The sequence below is a fragment of the Paracnuella aquatica genome, assembly GCF_003332885.2.
Lineage (GTDB): Bacteria > Bacteroidota > Bacteroidia > Chitinophagales > Chitinophagaceae > Flavisolibacter > Flavisolibacter aquaticus.
Map to the genome: position 1 here is coordinate 131061 of NZ_QOWJ01000003.1, position 12391 is coordinate 143451.

Annotated in this window: 12 protein-coding genes; 6 read left to right on the forward strand and 6 right to left on the reverse strand. The window is 48.0% G+C overall.

The genetic code is table 11. The annotated features are described in order from the left end of the window. Nucleotides 1–68 precede the first annotated feature (68 nt). Nucleotides 69–1022, forward strand: coding sequence for an energy transducer TonB (locus tag DRJ53_RS06860; RefSeq protein ID WP_114234876.1), 954 nt, complete (start codon nucleotides 69–71; stop codon nucleotides 1020–1022). 17 nt (nucleotides 1023–1039) lie between these two features. Here the strand turns inward: DRJ53_RS06860 and DRJ53_RS06865 are convergent, their stop codons facing one another. Further along, nucleotides 1040–1408, reverse strand: a complete 369-nt coding sequence (locus DRJ53_RS06865; protein ID WP_114234877.1) for a hypothetical protein — start codon at nucleotides 1406–1408, stop codon at nucleotides 1040–1042. Nucleotides 1409–1620: 212 nt separating this feature from the next. Here DRJ53_RS06865 and DRJ53_RS06870 point away from each other — a divergent pair, with 212 nt between their 5' ends. Beyond that, on the forward strand, nucleotides 1621–4188 hold the full coding sequence (locus DRJ53_RS06870; protein WP_114234878.1) for a TonB-dependent receptor: 2568 nt from the start codon (nucleotides 1621–1623) through the stop codon (nucleotides 4186–4188). Nucleotides 4189–4510: 322 nt separating this feature from the next. Here the strand turns inward: DRJ53_RS06870 and DRJ53_RS06875 are convergent, their stop codons facing one another. Then, the gene (locus DRJ53_RS06875; protein ID WP_114234879.1) at nucleotides 4511–4975 is read right to left on the reverse strand and encodes a GNAT family N-acetyltransferase; all 465 of its coding nucleotides are present in this window, start codon (nucleotides 4973–4975) and stop codon (nucleotides 4511–4513) included. A gap of 139 nt (nucleotides 4976–5114) precedes the next feature. Between DRJ53_RS06875 and DRJ53_RS06880 the strand changes: the two genes are divergently transcribed. Beyond that, nucleotides 5115–6005 carry a glycoside hydrolase family 16 protein gene (locus DRJ53_RS06880; RefSeq protein WP_162303823.1) on the forward strand — a complete coding sequence of 297 codons (891 nt, stop codon included), beginning with the start codon at nucleotides 5115–5117 and terminating at the stop codon, nucleotides 6003–6005. 99 nt (nucleotides 6006–6104) lie between these two features. Then, on the forward strand, nucleotides 6105–6890 hold the full coding sequence (locus DRJ53_RS06885) for a 3-keto-disaccharide hydrolase (protein WP_114234881.1): 786 nt from the start codon (nucleotides 6105–6107) through the stop codon (nucleotides 6888–6890). A 78-nt stretch (nucleotides 6891–6968) separates the two neighbouring features. On the opposite strand, the gene DRJ53_RS06890 is transcribed toward DRJ53_RS06885, so the two are convergent. The 4 genes from DRJ53_RS06890 to ahcY form a co-directional block, all read right to left on the reverse strand. Further along, nucleotides 6969–7727: a hypothetical protein gene (locus tag DRJ53_RS06890; RefSeq protein ID WP_114234882.1), complete on the reverse strand. Its 759-nt coding sequence runs from the start codon at nucleotides 7725–7727 to the stop codon at nucleotides 6969–6971. A gap of 184 nt (nucleotides 7728–7911) precedes the next feature. Next, a complete protein-coding gene (locus DRJ53_RS06895; protein ID WP_114234883.1) occupies nucleotides 7912–8673 on the reverse strand; it encodes a DUF72 domain-containing protein in 762 nt (253 codons plus the stop codon). Nucleotides 8674–8761: 88 nt separating this feature from the next. Then, nucleotides 8762–9787 (reverse strand): hypothetical protein, encoded by a 1026-nt coding sequence (locus DRJ53_RS06900; RefSeq protein WP_114234884.1) that lies wholly within the window; start codon nucleotides 9785–9787, stop codon nucleotides 8762–8764. 378 nt (nucleotides 9788–10165) lie between these two features. Continuing rightward, the gene (ahcY, locus tag DRJ53_RS06905; protein ID WP_114234885.1) at nucleotides 10166–11494 is read right to left on the reverse strand and encodes an adenosylhomocysteinase; all 1329 of its coding nucleotides are present in this window, start codon (nucleotides 11492–11494) and stop codon (nucleotides 10166–10168) included. A gap of 35 nt (nucleotides 11495–11529) precedes the next feature. Here ahcY and DRJ53_RS21260 point away from each other — a divergent pair, with 35 nt between their 5' ends. Both DRJ53_RS21260 and DRJ53_RS06910 read left to right on the forward strand, forming a co-directional pair. Beyond that, nucleotides 11530–11697, forward strand: coding sequence for a hypothetical protein (locus tag DRJ53_RS21260; RefSeq protein ID WP_155523198.1), 168 nt, complete (start codon nucleotides 11530–11532; stop codon nucleotides 11695–11697). Continuing rightward, nucleotides 11690–12178, forward strand: coding sequence for an Lrp/AsnC family transcriptional regulator (locus DRJ53_RS06910; RefSeq protein WP_114234886.1), 489 nt, complete (start codon nucleotides 11690–11692; stop codon nucleotides 12176–12178). The genes DRJ53_RS21260 and DRJ53_RS06910 overlap by 8 nt, the downstream gene beginning before the upstream one ends. Nucleotides 12179–12391 lie beyond the last annotated feature (213 nt).

Consider the following 12391-nt stretch of genomic DNA (forward strand, 5'->3'; position numbering starts at 1 on the left):
AATGGTAGTCGACTTTGTATTATGTTATTTAGCAAAAGCCCTAATTTTGCCACACCAAACTCTGTACTATGAGAACAAAACTACTGCTCCTGGCAGCATTATCGCTCCAGCTCTGCGCATCCGCACAAAAAAAGGAAGAAGGTTTCGACTTTTCTTTTAAACCAACTAAAAATCCTCCCCGCTATCTGGTAACAACGGAAAATAAGAATGGCCTTTGGAGCCGGACAGCTGTGTACATGCCCGAACGGGCTATCGCCATGGAAGGATGGTATCAGGATGAAGCATGCACCATACAGCATGGATCGTTTGTGTGGTACCATACCAACAGGGCCATTCGTGAAATTGGTTCCTTTGATCAGGGTAAAAAACATGGCACTTGGATTCGCTATAATGAGCAGGGACAAATGCTAGACAGTACGCACTACGAAAAGGGAATGCGCAAAGGACTGAGCATCGGATGGCACACCAATGGCAAACGAGCCGATTCTTCCTATTTCGACGGGGCCGGCAATGGCACTACGGTGGCATGGAACGAGGACGGCATCCGGATGTTAGAAGGTAAGACCATTAACGATACCGCTAAAGATGGTCTTTGGAAATATTATCACGCCAATGGCACTGTGATGGCAACCGAAGAATATGTTGCCGGCGAACGAAAGTCCTGTGCTTGTTTCACTGAATTGGGTAAGGCTGTAGATCCATCCGAATGCCTGGAAAAAGATGCAGCGTTCAAGGGTGGGGATGAAGGCTGGATTGTTTTTTTACAGCGCAATTTAAACCCTGCGGTAGCAGCCAAAAAAGGCGCACCATTTGGCGCATATACAGTTATGTACCAATTCATCGTTGAAAAAGACGGCAGCATTGGCGACATCAAGGCATTAACCAGCTATGGTTATGGTATGGAAGCAGAAGTGTTACGCGTTTTGAAGAAGTCTCCAAAATGGGTGCCAGCAAACCAGTTTGGTACTAAAGTGCGGGCTTACCGCAGGCAGCCAATCACATTTGTTGTGGAAAAAGGGTAGGGTTTAAATGGGCACTATCAAAAAGGATTATAGTAGTCAACATTATCGCTGAGCACCTTCGTCCACTGGCGCTGGTGGCTGATCTGCCACTTGGCATCACCCTGTGCGGTCCAATCTGCCGACTGCAATTTCTCCTTTACAAATGGGCGCACTTCCGGGTGCACAAACAACGGGTGCTGAAAATACCACTCGCGGTCGCCAACAAGCATGTTCCAAAAAGCATCGAAGCTGGGGTAAGCGGTACGAAATACTTTGGTTTCGTCGCGGTCATCATCGTAGGTGCTGTGCTGCCACAAAAAACTGCCGTCGGCCTGCCGGAACAGGGTGCCGCCGCTTGTTTCGGTGCTGATGTCAAAATAGAGCTCGGGCTTCATGGGTGCAAACATCCATAAAAAGGGGCGTTTTGATAAAGCTTATTTACACTTACTGCACGGCATTTCGGGCGGATCAAACTCGTTTGCCCGATTTTATCCCTTTACAAATCAAATACTTGTTAAGCTATTTTAACATAGGCACCCCTGCAGTTGTGGTTTAGCTGCACGAGGTTTGCAGCATTAAGCATCATTAGCCCTTAAAGCAGCGTGCTGCACCCTTAAGTATGAAAAGAAAATGGACTATTTTCTGCCTGGCCACCTGCATCAGTATTGGTGCATCGGCCCAGGTAGAAGACCGGGAGCCCCCGGTAGAAACAAACACCGAACGACCGGTACTTGCTGAGCCCCGGATTTATGGAAGAGTGCTTGACCCGAAAACCCGCAGAGGTGCCGAAGGCGTAACGGTGCAGCTGTTTGCTGCCCAGCCCGATTCGGCCGATGCTGCTGGCGCAAGCCTGCCACTGAAAACATTGGTTACCAGGGCCAACGGCGATTTTAGCTTTGCCGGCCTGCCCCAGGCCGATTCATTCCGGCTGGTGATTTCTTCGGTAGGTTTTGAGCGGGTCGAACAATGGGTAATGCCCGCCGGCACTACCGGCAACGACCTCGGCAATATCACGCTGGAAACATCGGTAACAACCCTGCAATCGGTAACCGTTTCGGCTCAGCGGCCAGCCCTGCAAATGGGTGTGGACCGCCGCGTTTTTACCGCCGATCAAAGCCTGACCGCCACCGGCGGTACCGCGGTGGACCTGATGAAAAATATTCCCTCAATAACTGTGGATGTGGACGGAAACGTGCAACTGCGCAACGCGTCGCCCCAGATTTTTGTGGATGGCCGCCCTACGATTTTAACTTTGGACCAGATTCCGGCCGATAATATTGAGCGGGTGGAACTGATCACGAACCCGTCCGCCAAGTTCGACGCCTCTTCGAGTGGCGGTATCGTCAATATCGTTTTAAAGAAAAACCGCCGCGTAGGATTGAACGGTATCGTGTCGGCCGGCGTGGGTAGCCCCGATATTGCTACCGGAAATATAAACCTGAACCTGCGCCAGGGCAAATTCAACTTCTTTACCATTGGCTCGTTCAACCAAAGCGGTGGCCGTGCCCGCAGCCAATCGGAGCGGCAAAACAAAGACAAAGGTGTGCCCACTTCCTATTTCAACCAGCAATCGTGGAACGACCGCCTGCGCCGCTTTGGATCGGTGCGGTTTGGACTGGACTTTTTCCTCGACAACCGCAATACCATTTCGGTAACGCAAAATATTGTGAACGGCCGCTTCAGCAACGAGCAGGAGCAATACCAGCAGTTCCTCACTTCCAACCGTATTTTGGAACGTACCGGCCAGCGTCTTTCCAATTCAAAATCGAATTTTGAACGCTACAACAGCCAGCTCAATTACGTACACAAGTTTCCGCAGGCAGGCCGGGAGCTTTCGGCCAACATCAATTACAACTGGGGCAGCGGCGGCGACAACACTTTTATCGACAACACATTTACCAAACCCGATGGCAGCCCGTTTGCACCAACGGCCCGCCTGCGCAATGTGGGCGATAATACCAGCAACCAGGTAACCGCACAAGTGGATTACGAAACCACGCAGGGCGAAAACGGAAAACTGGAAACCGGTATCCGCAGCTTTATCAACAACCAGCACAGCATCTTCAATTCGTTTTCGGTGGCTAACGGGCTGGAAACAAAGCTGCCGGTGAGCAACAACTATAAGTACCGCGAAATCATCAACGCAGCTTATTTAACCTACACCAATAAATTGGGCAGCATTGGGTACCAGGCCGGCCTCCGTGCCGAGCATTCGCAATTTGACGGCGAACTGGTGGACAGTGCACAAAAATTTGGATACACTTACCCTGAGTCGTTCCGCAACTTGTTTGATGCCTTGTTTCCAAGCTTGTACCTGACCAAAGAACTGGGCGACCGCCAGCAGGTGCAGTTGAACTATTCGCGTCGTATTCGCCGCCCGTCGTTTTGGAACCTGAACCCGTTCGTTGATTTCAACGACCCGTTGAACATTAGCCGAGGCAACCCGCAACTGCGCCCCGAGTACACCAACAGCATCGAGTTCAACTACAGCAAGGATTTTAACGGCAGCAACTTTTTGGGCTCTGTTTACTTCCGCAACAACCAGGGCGACATTACCCGCTACAGTGATACCCTGAGTTCGGAGCAATATACTCAGTTCAATAACCCTGCAATTGATTCGAACGCCATCCTGAGCACTTTTGTAAATGCGCAGTACACCAACCGTATGGGTGCTGAATTTACACTGCAGCAAAAGTTTGGTAAAACCTTTGACCTTACGCCTACGGTGAACTTTCAGTACCGCAAAGTAAAAGGCCGCGTAGGCGACCTGGTGCTGGATAACAACGGTTTTAACTGGGAAGCTAAGCTGATTGCCAACTACCGGTTTATGCCGGTAAATGAGCGGTCGGTGTTTACCAACCTGAGCCTGCAGGCCATTGGCGAATACGAATCAAGGGAAGTAGTGCCGCAGGGTGTAAACATCCCTAATTACAGCCTGGATATGGCGCTGCGCAAGGATTTTGGCAAAGCCAAAAAAGCAACCGTAACCTTTAGCGTACAGGATGTGTTCAACTCGCTGCGTTTTGGTTCGGAACTGGACACCGAATACTTTTTCCAGGAAAGTTGGAGCCGCCGCAATGTGCGGTCGTTCCGCCTAGTGTTTTCGTATAAGTTTGGCGACATGAACTTCCAGTTGGGTCGTAAAAATGATGGCCCGCAACGTGGTGGTGATCGCGACGAAGGCTAAGCAAAGTTTTTAATTGATAAGAAACAAAAAGCGCTCATGTTACATGGGCGCTTTTTTATTATGGCAATTAGGTAAATGATATGGTAAAACCATATGAAAGGGATAAAAGCAGCAAATTAAAACCAACATGCTATGTTGTTGTGTTTTTGAACTTTAGGTTTGTCATGCCGAACTTGTTTCGGCATCCCCTTCAATCTGCGGAGTTTTCTGAATATGGAAGAGTTGCCGAGACAAGTCCGAAATGACATCCGCTGTTCAATAGAACGCTGTTTAATAGCGATCCGGTGTAAATGCCGCAATCATCGGGGCAAAAACATAGCCCTCAATACGCCAACTCTTTTTGCATGCACACCGATTCTTCCAATCCTTCATACGGCGGGTAGTTGGGAATAATGCGGTAGCCGCTGCTTTGATATAAAGTGCATGCAGTGTTGAAATGTATGCTGGTTTCGAGCACTGCATGTGTAAAGCCCTGGGCTGCTGCCCAGCGCTCCAGCTCCTGCAATACCAACTTTGACAATCCCTTTCCGCGAAAAGCTTTTTGCACAAACATTCTTTTGATTTCAACTGTACCTGTGTTCAATGCTTTAAAGCAACCGCAAGCTACCGGTTCGTCGCCGGCATACACCAATACCGCAGTTTTTATATCGGGTACTTTATTGAACGGGTCGTATGTGGCCTGGTCTTCGTTCAGTTCATTCCACAATTCATGATCGAGTTGCCGGATCAAGGTTTGAAAACCCGGATCGCTGGTGGTGGTTCTTTTTAAGGTGAAGTGGGTTTGCATGCTTAAAAATAATACACGATAATATTTGGACCGTTGTAAGCAGTGGTAAATAAATAGCTTAACCCCATTGCAGCGGCCCTATATAACTGTTACATTGTATCAAAAAAATATGCAAGGGATTGGTTCTAATTGTAGCCGGTTGCTCATTGTATTATCCTTGTTTTCCGCAGCCGGTTGCCACAAGCCTTCGGTGGGAAAATCATTGGATATTGCCACAACAGAAAACAAAGCAGCAATGGCTGCCGCCACTACTTTTTCCGCTAAAGCTGAATGTGATTACAACCTCGATGAAACAGCACTAAAAGCGCAAGGCTGGACCAAAACATTTGAAGACGATTTTACCGACAACCTTACCAAATGGAATGTATGGAATGGCGGTGCATTTAACAACGAATGGCAATTGTACCGGGCTGAAAACCTGCAGGTGCTGAACGGCAACCTAGCCATTACCGCAGCAAAGCAAACCGTTGATGGGCCCACCAGGCCGTATGATGCTACGCCAAAAACATTTCAATACGTATCGGGCCGCATTGAATGCAAAACCAATGTTTCGGCTAGTGTAAAAACGCCCAAAGTGCGGATGGCGGCACGCATCAAATTGCCCGCCGGTTATGGTTTGTGGCCTGCATTCTGGAGCTATGGCGATCCTTGGCCCACACAAGGCGAAATTGACATACTGGAAGCAAGAGGGCAGGAGCCTACCCGCTACCTCACCAATTATTTTTATGGCAATAAACCCAACACCAACCTGGTGCGCAACGGCGAAGGATATATTCAAGCCAATGCCGACCTTACCCAGTGTTATCATGTGTACGAAATGGTGTGGGAAAAGAATACATTATCGACTTACCTCGATGGCGTGCTGGTTGAAGTAAAGTCGGGCACCTATATTCCCCGAATGTTTGGCAAAACACAACGCATTACGCTGAACCTTGCGGTGGGCGGCAACTTTTTTACCGGCCTCGACCCGGCGCAGGTAACCGGCGGCACCATGCTGGTAGACTGGGTGAAAGTGTTTACTTCAAAATAAACGGCGATCAGCATGTGAATTTTTATGGAGTTGTGCTGCGGTGCAACTCCATTTTATTAGCGGTTGCCGCGTTATCTTCGGCAACTATCAATCATACACATGAAACGTTTTCACCTGGCGCTGCTAATTTTTTCAATTGCACTTATTTCCTGCACTGGCGGCAAAATGGCATCGGGTACAAACAACGGCTGGACCACGCTGTTCAACGGTAAAAACCTGGACGGCTGGGTGGTGAAAATTGCAGGCCATCCGCAGGGCGAAAACTTTGGCAATACCTTCCGGGTGCAGGATGGTATTTTAAGTACCCGGTACGATCAGTATGGCAATTTCAACAGCACCTTTGGTGCGCTGTATTTCAACAAGCCACTGACCAATTATCGACTGAAGGTGGAATACCGTTTTGTGGGCGAAACAGCACCCGGCGCACCGGCATGGGGCTTTCGGGATGGCGGCATTCAGTACCACGGGCAGGGCCCTGCAGCAGTGGCGCTGGACCAGCAGTTCCCGGTGTGCCTGGAGTACAACCTGCATGGTGGCAACGGCAAAGACGAGCGGCCGGTAGGAGAGATCTGCACGCCGGGTACCAAAGTAGATATTGCCGGGAAACCCAGCACCTCTTTTTGTACGCCAGCAACGGTTAAGCGCACCTTTCATGGCGACCAGTGGGTGACTGCCGAAATTGAAGTACGTGATGGTGTGATCAAACATTTTATCAATGGCGAAGAGATTTTGCAGTTTGCAAATCCACGCTACGATACGGCTCATGCAGTAGCCAAAACATTAATCAAAAACGGCGATGCCAGCATCAAGTCGGGTTATATTTCCCTGCAATCAAACAGCCACCCAATGGACTTTAGAAAGATTGAGCTATTGGAGTATAAATAACATCATTGCTGCAGCAAGTGTTGTTATGGTAACAACGAAAAAGAAAAAAGGCAAGCTTTTCGAAGCTTGCCTTTTTTGTTATTGGTAGGTGTATGTTTTGGTGCTGATATAACCCTGGTTGGTAGTGGCTATATCCGATGTTATCCGTTTCTGCGCATCAAATGTGTAGGTGTGTTCCGCAGTACCAATCAACCGGCTGCCCGATTTTACCGTTTGTTTTTTGATCAATCTTGTTTTTTCGCCGGCCTGTGCTGTGCCCAGGTTCCAAACATCGATCGGCTCGTATTTTTCGCCGGGGTAATATTCAAACAGCGTTTCCAAACCATCGGTATCAATGGAGCGAATGAGGTCGCCATCATCGTTGTATGTGTAATTGGTAGTGTTCGTTAAAACAGAACCGGTGCGCTTGGTGTAATCGTATTCTTTGATGCGCACTACGCGTTTGCTCGCATCGTACACATACTTGGTGGCCGACGAATCTTCGGTATCGTTCCATTGAAAAACACTATCAATCAGCGCCGTACTGGTCATGAAAATATCGGAGTGAATGGACAGCTCATTGTCGGAAAAAATGCGCAGGGTGCGGCGGTTGGCGGCAGGGTAGGCAAACTCAAATTTATCGCCTGCATTTGATTCGGATACCACCGAAGAGATGCGGCCATTGTTGTCGTATGAAACATTAAATGTTTCGGAAAAGGTCATGCCCGGTGCTTCCAGTTTTTCGGTAAACTTTTTAAGGCGGTTGCCCGAAGGGTTGGTGGGGTTGTCGGTGCTGGCTTCTTTTTGACAGGCTGTAAACAGCAGGCAGACCAACAACAGTTGTAATGCAGTTCTCATAAGTTTAGTTTTAGTGCAGCAAATGTAGCCCATTTTACCAAAACAAGCCGAGCAGTATTGAGGCAGTACAAGTGTGCGACGCAACAGGTGTGGAACAGAACTACAACAGCTGATTACAAAATGATTTAAATAAAAAAACATTCATTGCTGGTATCATTAACAACAGTTGAAATGAAGCAACATACTAACCATTTGTTTGTAAATGCTCCGCTACCATTTTATCCAGGGTGGATAAATTATCCAATGCATTGCCCAAAGTGTTGTTGAAATAAGCATACACTTCTTTTCCTTCCTGTACCCATGCTGCTATGCGCAAGGCATGCTCCGCTAAAAAGGCATCGCTGTAACTGCCGCGATAAGTTCCTTCGGGTCCATGAAAGCGCAGGTATTTAAAATCTTCTGCTACGGTTACTTGTGGTGTCGGTGCTTTCGGTAAATCATGCTCCACCATGCCGGCACCGTAGTGTTGCAACATGCGGTACACGCTGCTTTTGTACCAGGATGGATGGCGAAATTCCACGGCAATATGCCAGCCCTTTGCATCGCTGACCAGGCCTTCCAAAATTGCTTCCACTTCTTCCTGCATCTCCTGTTTGATGGATGGTGGCAGTTGTACCAAAATGCAGCCCCTTTTATCAGCAACTGCAGCTATGGCTGTAGTAAATGTTTCAAGATCGCTGCCGCTAAACTGCAGGTCTTTGGCATGCGTGATGGTTTTGGGTACTTTAAAAGTAAACCGGAAATCGGCGGGCACACTATTGCCCCATTTTTCGATGGTAGCCGCTTTGGGTACTTTGTAAAACGTGGCGTTGATCTCTACAGAGGAGTGGAGCATTGCATAATACTGCAGCCGGCTGGCACCCCTTGCTTCAGGCGGGTATTGCGATTGCTTGACGGGCACTACAACATTGCTGGTGCCGGAGTAAAAAGTGGGCCGCTCATTCATGTTGGTAAAAGAGCAAAATCTTTGCCTTGGATGCTGATTGTTTATTGATACTTACTTGTTCAAAGGAGTGCTTAAATCCAGCATGGACTCAGGCTAACTTCTTTTGCATATGTGCAGCCAATGCAAATGGAATGAGGCATACGGGCCAGATAATATATTGCAGGAAAAGAATGGAGTTGAAGTAAACAAAAGTCATCATCACCATGGTGCAACAAACCCACATGCCGGCTTTTTCTTTTAGGTAGCTTAGGTAAATGATGCCCATGAGCAGGAGCATCGGTGCTTTAGCAATGAGGCCGGAAAACCAGGTGAACTTTTTAGCCAGCACCACATCAAACGATGGTGCGGCGATAATATGCGCATCGCCAAAACGCGTTGCGGAAAACAAGATGGATTTGATAAAACTTTCCGCATCTGCAACAATGAACGGCAGTGATGTGAGTAGTGGAATGCTGCCAATCAATAACAGCTCAAGAAACATATTTTTAAAGCGGTTATTTTTATCGCCGGTTTGCCATAAATAAATGAGGTACAGCGGCAGTAAAAATATTGCCACCTGTTTGATGCCCAGTGATAGGCTGAGCGCCAATAAAGAAAGTGTGCGCTGCCGGTTTAACAACACCAGAGAAAGCAGTAAAAAGAAGATTGCGGGAAACTCAATGTGGTGCACCCGCACAATATAGATGCTCCAACGGCCTAATATGAGGGTCATTGCGGCGGCAAACCCAAGCAGCGTTAAGCTTCTGTCACGAAAGAATTTCAGCACCAGTGTAGCAATGCCGATGTTGAAGATGAGCGACACCGGCCGCCAGAAATAGATCCAGTCGGCAAACGTTGTCAACCCAAGTTTTTGCACCAGCGCAGAGAGCAAATAAGTAACCGGGAAATAGGTGGCGTATTTATTATTGAAATTCATGTCGCTGGCCAGGATCCGTGCATAAGGATTTTCGCCGTTGATGATTCTGTTCCCTTCCAGCCAGATGTAGTAAATGTCTTCCTGCAGCAGCGATGCAGCCGGTTTCAGCCAAAAGCCAATATGTACCATGCAAGCCATGCCAACAAGGGGCAAGAGTAACAACCAATACGTTTGTTCTTTTTTAAATGCTGCTAACATGCGCTGCTAATTTTTAAATCTTCCTGCTAAAAATGTGTAGTGCTTAATGGTTGTAATCGCTAGTTGTATAAAGGATAGTAAAACCTTAGTATAAATAAACTTCTGATGTTATAGCTTGTAAAGTTACCAGTCTGGAATGGGGATAACAATTAGGTTGATAAAAAATGGTTTTCTCGGTTAACCGTGACAGTAATATAATGCTGCTTGGTAACACTGTTGCTATTGTTGCCGAATAGTATTGCCAGCCGCACAAGTGTGCGATCCTGAAACAAGTTCAGGACAGGCAGCAACAGGTGCACAACAGCATTACAAAAGCTGATAACACAAAAAAAGCCCCCGCTTTCGCAGGGGCTATGATTATATATCAGGTATCAGCTATTAATAACGATACGCTTCCGGCTTGAACGGACCTTCTTTAGCGATGCCGAGGTACTCGGCTTGTGCAGTAGTCAGTTCGTCCAGCTCCACACCAATTTTAGCGAGGTGCAGGCGGGCCACTTTCTCGTCGAGGTGCTTTGGCAGCACATATACTTTGTTCTCGTAGCTGTCGCCGTTTGTCCACAGCTCAATCTGGGCCAAGGTTTGGTTAGAGAAAGAGTTAGACATTACAAACGATGGGTGACCGGTAGCGCAACCGAGGTTCACCAGGCGGCCTTCGGCCAGCAGGATGATGTCTTTGCCATCTACATTGTAAATGTCAACCTGTGGTTTTACGGTATCTTTTGTATTGCCGTAGTTTTCGTTCAACCAGGCAACGTCGATCTCGATATCAAAGTGACCGATGTTACAAACAATGGCTTTGTCTTTCATCAGCTTGAAATGATCGCCGGTGATCAGGTCGCGGCAACCCGAAGCGGTAACAACAATGTCAGCTTCTTTTACAGCGTCGATCATTTTCTTTACTTCAAAGCCGTCCATAGCAGCTTGCAGGGCGCAGATAGGATCGATCTCGGTAACAATCACCCGGCAACCAGCACCAGCCAGTGAAGCCGCAGAGCCCTTACCCACATCGCCATAACCACCAACAACAGCTACCTTACCGGCCAGCATAACGTCAGTAGCCCGACGGATAGAATCCACCAGTGATTCTTTACAGCCGTATTTGTTATCGAATTTCGATTTGGTAACCGAATCGTTTACGTTGATTGCAGGCATGGGCAGGGTGCCTTTTGCCATTCTTTCGTATAAGCGGTGTACACCGGTAGTTGTTTCTTCGGAGATACCTTTTACGTGTTGTACCAGCTCGGGGTATTTGTCCAGCACCATGTTGGTGAGGTCGCCACCATCGTCGAGGATCATGTTCAGCGGACGATCGGCGCCACCAAAGAACAAGGTTTGCTCAATACACCAATCAGCTTCTTCCTGCGTTTGACCTTTCCAGGCAAACACGCCAATACCGGCAGCGGCAATAGCAGCAGCGGCCTGGTCTTGCGTAGAGAAGATGTTGCAGGAGCTCCATTTTACTTCGGCACCCAGGGCAACCAGGGTTTCAATCAGCACCGCTGTTTGAATGGTCATGTGCAGGCAACCGGCAATGCGGGCACCTTTCAGGGGCTGCGATGCAGCGTACTCCTGGCGGATGGACATCAGGCCGGGCATTTCGGCTTCGGCCAGACGAATTTCTTTACGGCCCCATTCGGCGAGGCTCATGTCTTTCACCTTGTACTTCAGCGAGAAGTCGATGTTGGTGTTTACGGCTGTTGACATTATTAAACTGTTTGTTTTTGTAATCAAAAAAGCAAATGGAAGACTGGAAAAAGGGAGCATTTGAATACGCCTCAGATTCCGCCTTTGTTTTGCTGGGCAAAGTTAGCCAACCAGGTTATTTTCCTGTAATAAATAAAGAATTTAGGAAAAATGGCGGTCTATGCGGTATTTTTCAGGATAAAACTGTATTGAGCCATGGCTAATGGAGCGCAAACAGGCGAAATGCCTGTTTTGGATAAAAAAGACCTGGAGATACTGAAGTTGCTGCAGCAAAATGCACGGATGACCATCAAGGAAATTTCGGAAAAAGTGCATCTCAGCACTACGCCGGTGCACGACCGCATCCGCCGGCTGGAAGCCTCCGGCGTGATCATGCAGTACGCCACCATTGTAAATGGTGCCTTGGTGAAAAAAGGCCTGATGACGATCTGTTATGTTTCCATCAAGCAACACAGCAAAAACGCAGGCGCTAATTTTATCAAATCAATACTCGAAATGGAAGAAGTGGTGGAATGCCTCACCATTTCCGGCGAGTTTGATTTTATGCTGAAAGTGGTATCGGAAAACATGGATGCCTATTACAATTTTCACGTCAACAAACTGGGTGAGCTGGACAATATTGCCAACGTGCAAAGTGTGTTTGTGATGGGCGTGGTGAAACAAACGCACCAGCTGGTTTATTGAGGATTGCGGATTGTGTGATTTCGGATTGCCGATTTTGGATTGCGGAACCCTTGCTTTTACCGAACCGTCATTGCGAGGCGCAGCGGGAAGGTATGATACAACGGCAATCGGTGCGCCGAAGCAATCTCCTGCTATGCCGGCGGCTTCCTCGAATCCATTACTGTCAATTAGATTGGTGTGATCAGGAGATCGCTTCGGCGCTGCAGATTCGTT

Bases quoted from the DNA above. Each gene is read 5' to 3' on its own strand.
- DRJ53_RS06875 (WP_114234879.1), bottom strand. From the start codon at position 4,975: ATGCAAACCCACTTCACCTTAAAAAGAACCACCACCAGCGATCCGGGT.
- DRJ53_RS06865 (WP_114234877.1), bottom strand. From the start codon at position 1,408: ATGTTTGCACCCATGAAGCCCGAGCTCTATTTTGACATCAGCACCGAA.
- ahcY (WP_114234885.1), bottom strand. From the start codon at position 11,494: ATGTCAACAGCCGTAAACACCAACATCGACTTCTCGCTGAAGTACAAG.
- DRJ53_RS06890 (WP_114234882.1), bottom strand. From the start codon at position 7,727: ATGAGAACTGCATTACAACTGTTGTTGGTCTGCCTGCTGTTTACAGCC.
- DRJ53_RS06860 (WP_114234876.1), top strand. From the start codon at position 69: ATGAGAACAAAACTACTGCTCCTGGCAGCATTATCGCTCCAGCTCTGC.
- DRJ53_RS06885 (WP_114234881.1), top strand. From the start codon at position 6,105: ATGAAACGTTTTCACCTGGCGCTGCTAATTTTTTCAATTGCACTTATT.
- DRJ53_RS06910 (WP_114234886.1), top strand. From the start codon at position 11,690: ATGGCTAATGGAGCGCAAACAGGCGAAATGCCTGTTTTGGATAAAAAA.
- DRJ53_RS06895 (WP_114234883.1), bottom strand. From the start codon at position 8,673: ATGAATGAGCGGCCCACTTTTTACTCCGGCACCAGCAATGTTGTAGTG.
- DRJ53_RS06900 (WP_114234884.1), bottom strand. From the start codon at position 9,787: ATGTTAGCAGCATTTAAAAAAGAACAAACGTATTGGTTGTTACTCTTG.
- DRJ53_RS06870 (WP_114234878.1), top strand. From the start codon at position 1,621: ATGAAAAGAAAATGGACTATTTTCTGCCTGGCCACCTGCATCAGTATT.
- DRJ53_RS21260 (WP_155523198.1), top strand. From the start codon at position 11,530: ATGGAAGACTGGAAAAAGGGAGCATTTGAATACGCCTCAGATTCCGCC.